At 72.5% G+C, this 14,840-nt stretch carries 10 protein-coding genes and 3 pseudogenes; 12 read left to right on the top strand and 1 reads right to left on the bottom strand.

Features of this window, described 5'->3' with window-relative positions; translation table 11 throughout:
* Positions 1-286: 286 nt before the first annotated feature.
* A complete protein-coding gene (locus ACFYR3_RS06890) occupies positions 287-1,300 on the bottom strand; it encodes a Gfo/Idh/MocA family oxidoreductase (protein WP_355840202.1) in 1,014 nt (337 codons plus the stop codon).
* A 128-nt stretch (positions 1,301-1,428) separates the two neighbouring features.
* Between ACFYR3_RS06890 and ACFYR3_RS06885 the strand changes: the two genes are divergently transcribed.
* The 12 genes and pseudogenes from ACFYR3_RS06885 to ACFYR3_RS06830 form a co-directional block, all read left to right on the top strand.
* Positions 1,429-2,166 (top strand): GntR family transcriptional regulator, encoded by a 738-nt coding sequence (locus ACFYR3_RS06885; protein WP_355840347.1) that lies wholly within the window; start codon positions 1,429-1,431, stop codon positions 2,164-2,166.
* 48 nt (positions 2,167-2,214) lie between these two features.
* Positions 2,215-2,471: pseudogene (locus ACFYR3_RS06880) on the top strand (sugar ABC transporter ATP-binding protein); the annotation flags it as partial.
* A 144-nt stretch (positions 2,472-2,615) separates the two neighbouring features.
* Positions 2,616-3,800 carry an ROK family glucokinase gene (locus ACFYR3_RS06875; protein WP_355840203.1) on the top strand — a complete coding sequence of 395 codons (1,185 nt, stop codon included), beginning with the start codon at positions 2,616-2,618 and terminating at the stop codon, positions 3,798-3,800.
* A complete protein-coding gene (locus tag ACFYR3_RS06870; RefSeq protein ID WP_355840204.1) occupies positions 3,797-4,381 on the top strand; it encodes a sugar kinase in 585 nt (194 codons plus the stop codon). The genes ACFYR3_RS06875 and ACFYR3_RS06870 overlap by 4 nt, the downstream gene beginning before the upstream one ends.
* A gap of 139 nt (positions 4,382-4,520) precedes the next feature.
* The gene (locus tag ACFYR3_RS06865) at positions 4,521-7,514 is read left to right on the top strand and encodes a DEAD/DEAH box helicase (RefSeq protein WP_356786019.1); all 2,994 of its coding nucleotides are present in this window, start codon (positions 4,521-4,523) and stop codon (positions 7,512-7,514) included.
* 908 nt (positions 7,515-8,422) lie between these two features.
* Entirely contained in the window at positions 8,423-10,084 is a 1,662-nt protein-coding gene (locus ACFYR3_RS06860) for an SWIM zinc finger family protein (protein ID WP_389281836.1), read from the top strand.
* Between the two features lie 160 nt (positions 10,085-10,244).
* Positions 10,245-11,540 carry a 4-carboxymuconolactone decarboxylase gene (pcaC, locus tag ACFYR3_RS06855; protein WP_355840206.1) on the top strand — a complete coding sequence of 432 codons (1,296 nt, stop codon included), beginning with the start codon at positions 10,245-10,247 and terminating at the stop codon, positions 11,538-11,540.
* Between the two features lie 130 nt (positions 11,541-11,670).
* Complete coding sequence (locus ACFYR3_RS06850; RefSeq protein WP_389281834.1) at positions 11,671-12,306, top strand: MBL fold metallo-hydrolase; 636 nt, start codon at positions 11,671-11,673, stop codon at positions 12,304-12,306.
* Positions 12,307-12,450: 144 nt separating this feature from the next.
* On the top strand, positions 12,451-13,230 hold the full coding sequence (locus ACFYR3_RS06845) for an exodeoxyribonuclease III (protein ID WP_355840208.1): 780 nt from the start codon (positions 12,451-12,453) through the stop codon (positions 13,228-13,230).
* Between the two features lie 338 nt (positions 13,231-13,568).
* Positions 13,569-14,009 carry a DUF6278 family protein gene (locus ACFYR3_RS06840; RefSeq protein WP_355840209.1) on the top strand — a complete coding sequence of 147 codons (441 nt, stop codon included), beginning with the start codon at positions 13,569-13,571 and terminating at the stop codon, positions 14,007-14,009.
* Positions 14,010-14,171: 162 nt separating this feature from the next.
* A pseudogene (locus ACFYR3_RS06835) lies at positions 14,172-14,282 on the top strand (amino acid ABC transporter ATP-binding protein); the annotation flags it as partial.
* Between the two features lie 260 nt (positions 14,283-14,542).
* Positions 14,543-14,794 (top strand): annotated as a pseudogene (locus ACFYR3_RS06830) (amino acid ABC transporter permease); the annotation flags it as partial.
* Positions 14,795-14,840: the final 46 nt, after the last annotated feature.

The raw sequence follows: 14,840 nt of genomic DNA, 5'->3' as shown, positions 1-14,840 counted from the left end.
AATTCCCGGGTCCGCCCGGCCGCACTCATGGGCCCGCCCGGCCGCGCTCCCGGGTCCGCCCGGTGGCAGTCTCGGGCGCGCCCGGTCGCACCCCTGGGCCACCCGGTCGCACCCCTGGGCCACCCGGTCGCACGCATGGGTCACGGGTCGTACTACTGGGCAGCCCGGCTTCGGGTCCTGGTCCCGGGTCACCGGTCGTGACCCGAGAACACGGCCGCGAAGTCCCGGGTCACCGGTCGTGACCCGGGTCACCGGCCGTGTTCTCGGGCGTCGTGCGCGCCCCGTCTCAGTGCCGGCCGCCCGGGATCTCCGCCGGTGAGACCGGGCGGCGCTCGCGCCGGGACAGCTCGCAGGCCTCGGCGATGCGCAGCGCCTCCAGTGCCTCACGGCCGTCGCAGGGGTTGGCGCGCTCGCCGCGGACCACCTCGACGAAGGCGGCGAGCTCCGCCTCGTACGCGGGGCCGAAGCGTTCCAGGAAGCCCATCCACGGCTTGTCCGCGGGCGGCGGCCCTGCCGGTTCGGTCGAGGCGATCGGCGTACGGTCGTCCAGGCCGACGGCGATCTGGTCCAGTTCGCCGGAGAGTTCCATGCGGACGTCGTAGCCCGCGCCGTTCACCCGCGTGGCGGTCGCCGTCGCGAGCATGCCGTCGTCGAAGGTGAGGACGGCCGCGCCGGTGTCGATGTCACCCGCCTCGCGGAACATCGCGGGCCCCGCGTCGGAGCCGGTCGCGTACACCTGGACGACCTCGCGGCCGCTGACCCAGCGCAGCATGTCGAAGTCGTGGATCAGGCAGTCCCGGTAGAGCCCGCCGGAGAGCGGGAGGTAGCCGGCCGGGGGCGGCGCCTGGTCCGACGTCATCGCGCGTACGGTGTGCAGCCGGCCGAGCCGGCCCGACCGCACCGCCTCGCGGGCGGCCGTGTATCCCACGTCGAATCGACGCTGGAAGCCCATCTGCAGAACCGTTCCGGCGGCGTCGACCTCGGCGAGCGCGGCCAGCGTGCCCGGCAGGTCGAGGGCTATGGGCTTCTCGCAGAAGACCGGGAGTCCGGAGCGCGCTGCCCGACCGATCAGTTCGGCGTGCGCCGAAGTGGCGGCAGTGATGACCACCGCGTCCACACCCCAGGTGAAGATCTCGTTCACGCTGGGCGCCGCCGTCGCGCCCAGCCGGTCCGCCAGTCGCTGGGCCCGTGCGGGGTCCGCGTCCGTGACGATGAGAGAGCCGCCGACCTCACGGTGACGGCTGAGAGTGGTCGCATGAAATGTGCCGATACGACCCGCTCCGATAAGTCCGATGCGCATGGGAACAAACTGAAGGCCGACGCATCATGCTGTCAATGGTTTGTCCGGACAATCGAACTTCACAACTTCCCGTCAACATCTCCCGGAGCTACGCTCGAGCCGTGGCCAAACCAGATGTGGATCCGACCGTGTCGCTCCAGCTCAGCGTCGACCGCAGCAGCCCGGTCCCGCTCTACTTCCAGCTGTCGCAGCAACTCGAGGCCGCCATCGAGCACGGAGCACTGACCCCGGGCAGCCTGCTCGGCAACGAGATCGAGCTCGCCGCGCGGCTCGGCCTGTCCCGCCCCACGGTCCGCCAGGCCATCCAGTCCCTCGTCGACAAGGGCCTGCTCGTACGACGTCGAGGTGTCGGTACCCAGGTCGTGCACAGCCAGGTCAAGCGCCCGCTGGAACTCAGCAGCCTCTACGACGACCTGGAATCGGCGGGCCAGCGCCCCGCGACCCAGGTGGTCGTCAACACCGTCGAACCGGCGTCCACCGAGGTCGCGGCAGCGCTCGGGGTGGCCGAGGGCAGCGAGGTCCACCGTGTCGAGCGGCTGCGTCTCGCGCACGGCGAACCGATGGCGTACCTCTGCAACTTCCTGCCCCCCAAGCTGCTGGAGCTCGACAGCGACCGGATGGAGGCCACCGGCCTGTACCGGCTGATGCGCGGCGCCGGCATCACGCTCCACAGCGCCCGCCAGTCCGTCGGCGCCCGCGCGGCCAGCGCGGACGAGGGCGAGCGGCTCGGTGAGCCGGCCGGGACTCCCGTGCTCACCATGCAGCGCACCACCTTCGACGACACCGGCCGCGCCGTCGAGTTCGGGTCCCACATATACCGCGCCTCGCGCTACTCCTTCGAGTTCCAGCTCCTCGTACGACCCTGATCCGCCTGCTTTTCCTTCGGCCGTGACCGCCGGCTCTCCTCGTAGGTCACCGCCGCCCTTGGCGTGAAGCAGCCCGGTCTGGTTGTCGCATAGGTGGCCTATGTGCCGCCGCACGGGACTCCGGACTGGGTGTTGAGTTCATCACCCATAATCCGCATCACGCCCACCTGGTGGGAGATCGTTTCGTCCTGCTGCAGCGCGGCACCATGTCGGGCAGCCACACCCGGGACGGGATCACGCTGGACGAGCCGGCGCGCCGGATGGCGGGCGGAAGCGAGCCCGACGACCTGCGGCACGAGCTGGAGAACCGTGCCGTGCGCGGGGCGCGGGGCCGTGACCCGTACGGCTCCACCGGCCGGCCGGGACCGGCCACAGGCGGCCCACAGGTCACATGCGTCCCCGCGCTTCCACGGTGCGGCCCCGGTGCGGCGTAGGGCAGAATCGGCGCGATGAGCACCTACCGCGACGCGCTGCCCCGAGCTCTCGGCTCCGCTCGAGCAGGGGGCACCCCCATCGGCTCCGCGCGGGCCACCGTCCTGCGGACCGTGGGGACACGCGAGCGCCGTTCCCATCTGACGGCACCCCGCGTCCCCACCGTCGGCATCGACATCGGTGGCACGAAGGTGATGGCGGGCGTCGTGGACGCCGACGGCAACATCCTGGAGAAGGTCCGCGCCGAGACGCCGGACAAGTCCAAGAGCCCCAAGGTCGTCGAGGACACCATCGTCGAACTGGTGCTGGACCTCTCCGACCGGCACGACGTGCACGCCGTCGGCATCGGCGCGGCCGGCTGGGTCGACGCCGAACGCAGCCGCATCCTGTTCGCCCCCCACCTGTCCTGGCGCAACGAGCCGCTGCGCGACCGCCTCGCCGGGCGGCTCGCGGTGCCCGTCCTGGTCGACAACGACGCCAACGCCGCCGCCTGGGCCGAGTGGCGCTTCGGCGCCGGGCGCGGCGAGGACCACCTCGTGATGATCACGCTCGGCACCGGCATCGGCGGCGCGATCCTGGAGGACGGCCAGGTCAAGCGCGGCAAGTTCGGGGTCGCCGGCGAGTTCGGCCATATGCAGGTCGTGCCCGGTGGCCACCGCTGCCCGTGCGGCAACCGCGGCTGCTGGGAGCAGTACAGCTCCGGCAACGCGCTGGTCCGCGAGGCCCGCGAACTCGCGGCGGCCGACTCCCCGGTGGCGTACGGGATCATCGAGCACGTCAAGGGCAACATCGCGGAGATCACCGGCCCGATGATCACCGAGCTGGCCCGCGAGGGCGACGCCATGTGCGTCGAACTCCTTCAGGACATCGGTCAGTGGCTCGGCGTCGGCATCGCCAACCTGGCCGCCGCTCTGGACCCCTCCTGCTTCGTCATCGGCGGCGGCGTGAGCGCGGCCGACGACCTGCTGATCGGCCCCGCCCGCGAGGCCTTCCGCCGGCACCTCACGGGCCGCGGCTACCGCCCCGAGGCGCGGATCGCGCGCGCCCAGCTCGGACCCGAGGCCGGCATGGTCGGCGCCGCAGACCTCGCGCGTCTCGTCGCCCGCCGTTTCCGGCGTGCCAAGCGGCGCCGCGTGGAGCGCTACGAGCGGTACGAGCGCTACGCCGAGTCCCGTCGCACGACGCAGCAGGAGTCGCGGTGACGGCCTCGCTCCCGCGTCAGGCGTCGTCGTCTCCGGACGAGCCGCGGCGTCCTCCGGAGGACCCGCGCCACAAGTTCCGCCGCCGCGCTCTGACCCTGCTGATCATCGTGCTGCTCATCGGCGTACCGGCCGGCTACCTGATGATCTCCGCAGACCAGAGCCGCAACAGCGGCAAGGACAAGGAGGCGAAGTACTCGGCGACCGGCCTCACCTCGGGCTGGCCCTCGCGCGTCCAGCGCCGTCTCTACCAGGTGCCCATCCCCGGCAACGCCACCGACGTCGCGTACTACGAGACGAACAACTGGAAGACCAGCCGGCTGTACGTCCAGTTCAGCACCACCCAGGCAGGTCTCGACCAGTTCTTCAAGGGCGTCGGCACCACCCGCGCCGCCCTGAAGAGGGACCACATCACCATCAGCGAGCGCAATCAGAAGGTCGTCGGCTGGGAAATCACCGGCCCCGGTCCCTGGTGGGGACTCGGCCACGACCAGAAGGACCCCGCGCCCACCCAGGACATCGTCGTGAACGGTTCCGTGCCCGGCCACCCCATGGTGTACGTCGTCTCGCGCACGATCCCGTAGCCCCGTAGCCCCGTAGCCCCGTAGCCCGGCCCCGCGGGGCCCGCCCCCGCCCGGCGCGGCCGTCGGGGCCGATTGTCAGACCCCGCCCGTAGAGTCGAAGACAACTGATTCGACCGAAGGGTGGGAGGTGACCGGGCGTATGCGGAACGGGGCGGATGTGGCGACCGCGCGGGTGCCTGCCGCGGGGACGCCTTCGGCATGGGTACGTCCCGCGTCCGCGGCCGATCCTCGATCGCGGGAGCACTCCGCGCAGCCCCTTCCCGACCAGTTGCCCTCCGTGCGGCTCGCCGCCGTCTTCCTGCCCGCGCCGCTGCCCCGCGACGGACGGTTCGCGTTCTGGGACCCGGAGCGCGAACCCCTGCCCACCGAAGACCACGGGGACGGGGTGCCGACGGGGGAGCACCCCGAAGGCGCGTCGTCGGCCGCGCCCCCCGCGGGAGCGTCCGCGCGCGAGGACACCGAACTGACGGTCGTACGGCCGCACGGCTCGGGCGTCCGCAGGGGCACCGTCCCCGCACTGACCCTCTCCGTCGCCGAAGCCCTGCCGTTGCTTGCCGGGGCCCGGCGGAACCCCGCGGCGCACCCCGCCACCGCCTGCTGGGGAGCCGCCGCGCTGCACGCGCTGCGCCTCGTGGCCCGCGGACGGCTGCTGCCGGGGCTCACCCCGGACGGTTTCGACTCCTGGCGCGCGGGCCCGCTGGACCAGGACGACATCGCCCATTTGAGGTCCGTCGCCGCGGCCCTTCCGTACGAAGGACACGCCGTACCGCTGCCCGGCAAGGGACCGATCCGGCTGCCCGAGCCGGAAGCGCTGATGCGGTCCTTCCTGGACGCGGTCGCCGACACCCTGCCCCGCACCCCCGCCGCGCCCCACACCTCCGGCAAACCCTTCGCGGCGCGCGAGCCGCAGCGGCTCACCGGCGCCCACGACTGGGCCGCCGAGGTCGCCGCCGGCATGGACGCGGGCGTGCGGATCTCGCTGCGCCTGGACCTGTCCGCCCACCAGCTCTTCGACGACGGCGAGGGGGCGCGGCGCGCGGGCGCCGCCGTCGTCCAGGTGCACAGCCTCGCCGACCCCACCCTCGTCGTCGACGCGGCCGCGCTGTGGGCGGGGGACGCCGACACGGTGTTCGGACCCCGTGCCCGCGTCGACGCCGCCCTCGCCGTCCGTCGCGCCGCCCGGGTCTGGTCACCCCTGGACCGCCTGTCCGAACAGGACGTGCCCGATGTGCTCGCCCTCTCCGAGGAGGAGTTGTCGGATCTGCTCGGGGTCGTCGCCACCCGGCTCGGCGCGGCCGGGGTCGCCGTGCACTGGCCCCGGGATCTGGCGCACGACCTGAGTGCCGCCGCGGTGGTGCGCCCCGCGCCCGGGTCGGCGACCGACGGGACCGGATTCTTCGAGAGCGAGGAACTCCTCCAGTTCCGTTGGCAGTTGGCCCTCGGCGGAGATCCGCTCAGCGAGGCCGAGATGGACGCCCTGGCCGAGGCCCACCGGCCGGTCGTCCGGCTGCGCGACCAGTGGGTCCTGGTCGACCCGGCGCTCGTCCGCAAGGCCCGCAAGCGTGAACTGGGCCTGCTCGACCCCGTGGACGCCCTGTCCGTCGCGCTCACCGGAACCGCCGAGGTCGACGGCGAGACCGTCGAGGCGGTGCCGGTCGGCGCCCTCGCCACGCTGCGCGACCGGCTCACGGCGGGCGTGACCCCTGTCGAGCCGCCGCCCGGCCTGGACGCCCGCCTGCGGGACTACCAACTGCGTGGCCTCGCCTGGCTGGACCTCATGACCTCCCTCGGCCTCGGCGGCTGCCTCGCCGACGACATGGGACTCGGCAAGACCGTCACGCTCATCGCGCTCCACCTGCGGCGGGCCCGTAGCGAGCCGACCCTGGTGATCTGCCCCGCGTCGCTCCTCGGCAACTGGCAGCGGGAGATCACCCGCTTCGCGCCCGGCGTCCCCGTGCGCCGGTTCCACGGCCCCGAACGCACCCTCGACGGTCTCGACGGCGGCTTCGTCCTCACCACCTACGGCACGATGCGGTCGGCCGCCGCCCACCTCGCCGACCAGCGCTGGGGCATGGTCGTCGCCGACGAGGCGCAGCACGTCAAGAACCCGTACTCCGCGACGGCGAAGGCCCTGCGGACGATCCCGGCCCCCGCGCGCGTCGCGCTCACCGGCACACCCGTGGAGAACAACCTCTCCGAACTGTGGGCCCTGCTGGACTGGACGACCCCCGGACTGCTCGGCCCCCTCAAGTCCTTCCGTGCCCGGCACGCGCGCGCCGTGGAGAACGGCGAGGACGAGGAGGCCGTGGCCCGACTGGCCCGGCTGATCCGCCCGTTCCTGCTCCGCCGCAAGAAGTCCGACCCCGGAATCGTCCCCGAACTGCCGCCCAAGACGGAGACGGACCACCCGGTCCCACTCACCCGGGAACAGGCCTCCCTCTACGAGGCCGTGGTCCGCGAATCCATGCTGGCGATCGAGACCACCGACGGCATCGCCCGCCGTGGCCTGGTCCTCAAGCTCCTGACCTCCCTCAAACAGATCTGCAACCACCCCGCCCTGTTCCTGAAGGAGGACGCGCAGGCCGTCGCGCAGGGCACCTCCGCCCGCTCGGGCAAACTGGCCCTGCTCGACGAGCTGTTGGACACCCTGCTCGCCGAGGACGGCTCCGCCCTGATTTTCACGCAGTACGTGGGCATGGCCCGCCTCATCACGGCACACCTGACCGCCCGCGCCGTCCCGGTGGAACTCCTGCACGGCGGCACACCGGTCGCCGACCGCGAACGCATGGTGGACCGCTTCCAGAGCGGGGCGACCCCGGTCCTGGTGCTGTCCCTCAAAGCCGCCGGCACCGGATTGAACCTCACGCGCGCGGGTCATGTCGTCCACTTCGACCGCTGGTGGAACCCCGCGGTCGAGGAGCAGGCCACCGACCGCGCCTACCGCATCGGCCAGACCCAGCCCGTCCAGGTCCACCGCCTCATCACCGAGGGCACGGTGGAGGACCGCATCGCCGAGATGCTCGAAGCGAAGCGGGCCCTTGCTGACGCGATCCTCGGCTCCGGCGAGGCGTCCCTGACGGAGCTGACGGACCGCGAACTGTCGGACCTCGTGTCGCTTCGGAGGCCGACATGAGCGGGACCGAGGAAGAGCCTCGTGCGGCGGAGGCCGGGGGCACCGAACCGGCCGACGGCGCCGATCGATCTCGTCCCGTGACCGGAGACCGCCCCGCCGACGAGGCCCGTCGGGCGTTGCGCGCCGCGCGGGAGGCCGCGGCGGCCGACGAGCACTCGGGTGCGGGCTCGGGCCCGGGTGCAGGTGCGATTGCGGGTGCTGAGCGGGAGGCGGCGACCGGTACGCCGTCCGTGTCGACCACGCCGTCCCCTTCGGCCCCTTCGGCCAGGGTGCCCGAGGCGCCACCACGGGCGTCGGCTGCGGGATCGAGGCCGAGTGATGCGGCCCGCGAGGCCCTACGACGGGCGACCGCGGCAGCGAAGATCGCTGGTGCTGGTGCTGGTGCTGGTGCTGGTGCTGGTGCTGGTGCGGCTGCGGGGGCTGGTGTCGGTGACGGCGAGGGTGTCGGGGCCAATGCCGGCCCCAGTGCCGGCCTCAGTGTGCAGCCGACTGCGAACGTGCACCCTGACGAGGGTTCGGACATCGACGCCGGGGCTCGTGTGCGTGGTGTGAGCGGTGAGCGTGGTGTGCCTGACGCCCGTGATGTGGCGGTTCCGGCATCCGACGGTGCGGCCGAGGCCGGCTCGGGACAGCGCCCCGCGGGGGCCTCGGCGGAACGCCCGGAGGCGAGGGAGCCTGCCACGACCGGCCGTTCTGGTGAGGAGACGACAGGAGGCGCACGCCCCGGTGACATCGCCCGCGAGGCGTTGCGCGCCGCGCGGGAGGAAGCGAGGCGGCTTCGCTCCGAGGACGCGAACGACGGCGGGGAGCGGACAACAGAGGCTGATGGCAAGGGAGTTGGCCCGAGGCGTCGGTCCGCCAGGCCGTCACCCGCCGGCTCCCGGGGGCGCCGGAGTCCCGTCCACCCTGTGAGCACGGATCGGGAATCCAGGGAGCGGGAGTTGCGCGACCTGCTCGCCGGTGCTTTCCAGTTGCCTCCCGACGTGGCCGCCATCACCGGGCACCCGACGCATCCCGCCGACGACACCGCCGAGGCGACGCACGACCGGGACCACGGCCGACCCGCGGACCCTGTGCACCCCGTGCACCCCGTGCCCGAGTGGGAGACCTCGGCGTCCCCCGAGCCCTTCACGCCCGGCCCTCTCGACCCTGTGCCCTTCACGCCCAAGTCCTTCACGTCCGGGTCCTTCACTCCAGGGTCTCCCGGCGCCGGGGCCGCCCCGTACCCGCCGACCGGCGCCCTCGACCCGGCCGACACCCCCGGCGAACCGGTCACCCCGCTCCCCGCCGAGCGGCTCCCTCGCTCCATGGCATTGCCCGGCCGGGACGGCGAGTTGCGCCGTACCTTCCCCGCCTTCCCCGCGCGGGTTCGGGGGGCAGGTGGGTTCGCGGAGACGTGGTGGGGCAACGCGTGGGTCACGGCGTTGGAGGAAGGGGCCTTGGACGCGGCGCGGCTGGCGCGTGGGCGGACGTATGCCGGCCAGGGCTACGTCGACGCCATCACCGTCACCCCGGGTCTGGTGCTCGCGTATGTGCACGGGAGCCGGCCGCGGCCGTACCGCGTCCAGGTCCGGGTGCGGACCCTGTCCGACGACGACTGGGACCGTTTTCTCGACGCGGCGGCGGAGCGGCCCGGACACATCGCCGCGCTGCTCGACAAGGAGATGCCCAAGTCGCTGGCGGACTGCGGTGTCGCACTGCTTCCCGGCCCCGGCGAACTCGAACCGCACTGCAGCTGCCCCGACTTCGGGCACCCCTGCAAGCACGCGGCCGCGCTCTGCTACCAGATGGCGCGGCTTCTGGACCAGGACCCGTTCGTCCTGTTCCTGTTGCGCGGCCGTGGCGAGCGCGAGCTGCTCGACGCGCTGTCCCGGCGCAGCGCCGCCCGCGCGGCCCGCGCCGCCCAGGAGCGGGAACCGGCACCGCTGCCCGGGGTACGCGCCCGCGACGCCCTCGCGCGACGCGTGCTGCCGCCCCTCCCGGCTCCGCTGCCGCCGCCCGCGCACCCTGAGCAGCCGCCGACCTACCCGGCGGCGCCGGGAGGCCCCGACCCGTTCGCGCTGGACCAGTTGGCCACGGACGCGGCCGCCCGCGCGCACGCGCTGCTCACCTCGGGCCGCGATCCCGTAGCGGAACTGACGCTCTGGCAGGACGCGGTCCGTATCGCCGCGGCCCGCCCCGGATCGGGTCTCACGGCCGGCACCCGCGCGCTGTACTCCTCCCTCGCCTCCGCGACCGGCCGTACGCCTGCCGAGCTGGCACGGGCGGTAGCGGCCTGGCGGCAGGGCGGGTTCGACGCGCTCGGCGTTCTCGAGGAACCCTGGGACCCGCCCGCGGGCCGGTTCGACCGGGCCCGGCCGCTGCTGATGGCCGCCGACTTCCCTGCCTTCCGCCCCTGGCGCAACCACCTCACCCATCCGCGCGGCCACGCCCAGCTCCGCCTCGGCCGCAACGGCCTGTGGTACGCCTACGAATCCGAGCCGGGCCACGACGACTGGTGGCCCCGCGGCACCCCGGACCTCGACCCGGTCGGCGCCCTGACGGGCCTCGGCGCACCGGGCGAGTTCTGACGCGGGCCGGATTCCCGGGCCGTACCGTGCCGGGCCGGTCCGGCGGATGTGCCGCGAGTGGTCCGACTACGGCGTGGACACGTGTGGCGACCCCGTGTGGGCGACGTGGACAAATGGGCCGCATTTCCTCCCGCACGGGGTCGGAAGTTAGCGTGGGGCGGTGAGTGAGACGAAGACCCCCGCCCTCCAGTACCGCATCGACGGCCCGGAAGATGCCCCGGTCCTCATACTCGGACCCTCGCTCGGCACCACCTGGCACATGTGGGACAGGCAGGTCCCGGAGCTCGCGAAGAGCTGGCGGGTCTTCCGTTTCGACCTGCCGGGACACGGCGGAGCCCCCGCCTACCCGGCCGGATCGGTGGCCGAACTCGCCGGGCGGCTCCTCGCCACGCTCGACCGGCTCGGCATCCAGCACTTCGGGTACGCGGGCTGCGCGTTCGGCGGGGCCCTCGGGATCGAGCTGGCGCTGCGCCGTCCGGAGCGGGTCGCCTCCCTCGCGCTGATCGCCGCCTCGCCCCGCTTCGGCACGGCCGACGAGTTCCGGCAGCGCGGAGTGATCGTGAGGTCGAACGGGCTCGACCCGATCGCCCGTACCTCGCCCGAACGCTGGTTCACGAGCGGCTTCGCCGCTGCTCAGCCCGCGATCACCGAGTGGGCTGTGCAGATGGTGCGCACCACCGACCCCGGCTGCTACATCGCGGCCTGCGAGGCGCTCGCCGCCTTCGACGTACGGGCCGAACTGGGCATGGTGGGTGTGCCCACCCTCGTCCTGGCCGGCTCCGACGACCAGGTCACCGGGCCCGCGGAGGCGCGGACACTGGTCGCCGGGATACCGGACGCCCGCCTCGCGGTCGTCCCCGGTGCCTCGCACCTGGTTCCCGTGGAGCAGCCCGCCGCCGTCACGGAGCTGCTCGTACGGCACTTCTCCAGCGCCTGGCAGCCCGCCTTCGACTCGTCCACCGGCCAGATGGCGATCCCGGCAGCGCCGGCCTACCCGGTGCAGGCCGCCCCGCCGCCGGTCGTGCCCTTCGCCGAGATCGCCCCGGCCCCCGTACCGCCCGAGAACATGGGGCGGGCGGATGCCTACGAGGTCGGCATCAAGGTGCGCCGCGAGGTGCTGGGGGACGCGCACGTCGACCGGGCGATGGCCTCGGCGGACGAGTTCTCCGGGGACTTCCAGGAGTTCATCACCCGGTACGCGTGGGGCGAGATCTGGGACCGGCCGGGCCTCGACCGGCGCTCGCGCAGCTGTGTCACGCTCACCGCCCTGGTCGCGGGCGGCCACCTCGACGAGCTCGCCGTCCACACCCGTGCCGCGCTGCGCAACGGTCTCACCCCGGTGGAGATCAAGGAGGTGCTGCTCCAGACGGCCGTCTACTGCGGCGTTCCGGCGGCGAACAGCGCTTTCCGAGTGGCGCAGGAGATCATCCGTGAGGAGACGACACCTCAGGAGTGATGTGAGGGGACGACACTCCGGGAGTGACGTGAGGAGACGACACCCCAGGAGCGAGCGGGCGGAGTCGTCCACGGCAGTGCGCCTCCGAAGCAGTCCTGCCTCCGCGCGCTCGCGGGGGCAGGATGGACTCATGAAGCTCACGAAGAAGTCGCACGCCTGCGTCCGTCTCGAAAAGGACGGGCGCACGCTCGTCATCGATCCCGGGGGTTTCAGCGAGGAGGACGCCGCCCTGGGCGCGGACGCCCTCCTCGTCACGCACGAGCACCCCGACCACTTCGACGAGGAGCGGCTGCGGGCGGCCATGGAGGCCAACCCGGCGGCCGAGATCTGGACACTGCGGTCGGTGGCGGAGAAGATCTCCGCCGCCTTCCCCGGCCGGGTCCACACCGTCGGCCACGGCGACTCGTTCGGCGCCGCCGGTTTCGACGTCCAGGTGCACGGCGAACTGCACGCCGTGATCCACCCGGACATCCCGCGCATCACCAACGTCGGCTATCTCGTCGACGGCGGCCGGGTCTTCCACCCCGGCGACGCCCTCACGGTCCCCGACCGGCCGGTCGAGACGCTGATGCTCCCGGTGATGGCCCCGTGGAACAAGATCTCCGAGGTCATCGAATACGTCCGCGAGGTCAAGCCGCAACGCGCGTACGACATCCACGACGCCCTGCTCACGGACCTCGCCCGGCCGATCTACGACCGCCAGATCGGGGCTCTCGGCGGCGCGGAACACCTGCGGCTCACGCCGGGAGCGTCGGCGGAGATCTGAGCCGGCCGTGCGGCAACCCGTGACGCTCCCGCAGGGCACCCCGTGATCGGCCTCTCGCCCCCACCGGGCCGACCCGGCGGCGAAGGGGTGGACCAGGCGTCTTCGGCGGACCCGTTGTCATACCCGCCCGGTAGGTTGTCAGGCATGCGCATCGCCACCTGGAACGTGAACTCGATCACCGCCCGTCTCCCGAGGCTGCTGGCCTGGCTGGAGAGCAGCGGCACGGACGTGCTGTGCCTCCAGGAGGCCAAGGTCGCCGCCGAGCAGTTCCCGACCGAACCGCTGCGCGAGCTGGGCTACGAGGCGGCCGTGCACGCCACGGGACGGTGGAACGGCGTGGCGGTGATCTCCCGGGTCGGCCTGGAGGACGTGGTCAAGGGCCTGCCCGGCGGCCCCGGGTACGAGGGTGCGGAGGAACCCCGGGCCGTCTCCGCGACCTGCGGTCCGGTCCGCGTCTGGTCGGTGTACGTGCCGAACGGCCGCGAGGTGGACCACGCCCACTACGCGTACAAGCTCCAGTGGTTCGAGGCCCTGCGAGCCGCGGTGGCGGGCGACGCGGCGGGCAGCCGGCCGTTCGCGGTGCTGGGCGACTACAACGTGGCGCCGACGGACGACGACGTCTACGACGTGGCCGCGTTCGAGGGCCTGACCCATGTGACTCCGGCCGAGCGCGCCGCACTGGCCGCCCTGCGCGAGGAGGGCCTGACGGACGTGGTCCCGCGCCCCCTCAAGTACGAGCACCCGTTCACGTACTGGGACTACCGCCAGCTCTGCTTCCCGAAGAACCGCGGGATGCGCATCGACCTCGTCTACGGCAACGAAGCGTTCTCGACTGCGGTCAAGGACGCGTACGTCGACCGCGAGGAGCGCAAGGGCAAGGGCGCCTCGGACCACGCACCGGTCGTAGTGGACCTGGACGTCTAGAAACCGGCCCGGCCGGCGATCACTGAACACGTGGCCCCGGTGGCACCCTTGGAGTTCTCCAACCGCCCGCGGCTCGGCGGTCGCTGAGCTGTGGTTCACGCATGCTCCTGGGGGCGTCGAACCCGGCTCACCCATGTGATCGCGAACTGCCCCGGACGCGACCGGCCATGACAAGGGTGCGGGTCGTCCCGTCGGGGAAGGAGAGTGGTGAGACCCCGGAGGCGGTCCGAAGGGCGTCACGATTCGCCTGGTTCCGTGATCAACTGCCGCAAGCTACATTTTGTTCACATGCCGGGAACGCTGAGCTTCGGCGACCGCACCCCACGGAGAGGCCGGTCATGAACATTTCCTTCTTGGACAAGTGGCTCAAGCGGCAGCCGGTGCGGCGGGACCAGCCCCTCGCGGTTGCCTTCGAGGACGATCCGGCGGGTGTGGCCGAGTTGCTCTCGGAGTGCGAACTGCTCCGCTCCCAGGCGGCGGCCGTCGGCCTCGAACTGGACGACTCCCCGGCCTCGTTGGTGGCGCTCGACCAACTCCTGCCGTTGTGGCGCGACGACCCCGAGGCGCTGCCCTGGCTCGGCAACGATGCCGGCCTCTACCTCGGTACGGTCGTGGTGCGCACGGTGCCGGGAGCCGCCTGGCACGTCTGGCCCGGCGGCAGTCCGGCGGTCCGGCTCCCCTCGGGCCGCGAGATCCCGGTCGTCGAGGCCGGCCTCGACTGGGCCGTGCAGGGCGTTCCCGAGCTGTCCCAGATGTACGCCGAGGCCGCGGAGGCCTGAAGCGTCCGCGGGGGCATCCGGGGGATCGCCCGGAGTGTCGTGATCTGCTCGTCATCCAGCCTCAAATACGGTTAATTGCCCTGCGTGCGTGTCGCCCGTTACGTGCCGATTTGCGCCGATAGTTTGCGCTGACCGACACAGCTGAGAGTGGGCAGGACCGGAATGGCCGTCGATCCGTTGATCGAGCTGCACGACGTCAACAAGTACTTCGGGGAGCTGCATGTTCTGCAGGACGTCAACCTCACCGTCGGCAAGGGAGAGGTGGTCGTGATCCGCCGGTCCAGGGATCTGTCCCCGAACAGAGCCTCAACTGCCGGGTGAGGCAAGGGAATCGGCATTCGGACCCGTGGGCCCGTCCGTGGGCGTGCGGGCGCGCTCGCCCCACCGTCGGCGGCGAGGCGGCTCGGACGTACGGCGACCGCGTCCCACGCGGGGACAACGCGCCGAGTCCCGCCGCCCGGAAGCAGCCGCTCATGCCCGTACTGGCGGTGGTGATTCTCCTGGCACCGGGGACGCGGCAAGGGCCCGCGCCCTTCACCTACGAAGACTTCCTTGGTGCTGGGAAGCTGATCGCGTCGATCCTCGACTACGATTTGCCGTTCATCCCCGTGGTGACGGTGATCGCGCCGATCTGCATCGGGATGTGTGTGCTGCTTTCCTGGTTCGCCCCGTGGGCGTTCGGGTGGGAGCTGCGCAGTCCCGAGACCGAGGCCGTGGACGTGGCTCCGGCCGAACCAGGGACGCTGCTGCCGGGTGGGGTACCCCCCACAGCCCCGAGACTGTAGGGGGAGCAGCAGCTCAAAGGGCCAGGCCCGGCCGGCGGCAGCCGGA

Origin of the sequence: Streptomyces sp. NPDC005784 (assembly GCF_042871525.1) — a bacterium.
GTDB lineage: Bacteria > Actinomycetota > Actinomycetes > Streptomycetales > Streptomycetaceae > Streptomyces.
The sequence above is the reverse complement of the archived record's forward strand: the minus strand, read 5'-3'. Positions and strand labels throughout refer to the sequence as shown.